At 64.3% G+C, this 221-nt stretch carries 1 protein-coding gene; it reads right to left on the reverse strand.

Annotation, left to right across the window (positions count from 1 at the left end; translation table 11 throughout):
- A partial coding sequence (locus tag B3V69_RS19435; RefSeq protein WP_296449060.1) for an ABC transporter substrate-binding protein occupies window positions 1–221 on the reverse strand: 221 nt, incomplete at both ends.

Here is a 221-nt window from a genome sequence, read left to right on the forward strand (position 1 = left end):
AGCAGGAACGAGGAGAAGTCGGAGGCATTGAGCGGATGGCGCACGGCGCCGACGACGGTGCCGCCGTTGGCTTTGACCACGGTGGTTGCATCGGCTTCGAGCGAATGGCCGAAGGCATAGTCGGCCGTCAGGAAGTACCAGCTTTTGTTGCCGGCCTTGACCAGGGCCGTACCGGCGACCTTGGCCAGCGCCACGGTGTCGTAGGCGTAGTGCACGGTGTA

Source organism: Rhodoferax sp. UBA5149, from assembly GCF_002413825.1.
Taxonomy (GTDB): Bacteria; Pseudomonadota; Gammaproteobacteria; order Burkholderiales; family Burkholderiaceae_C; genus Rhodoferax.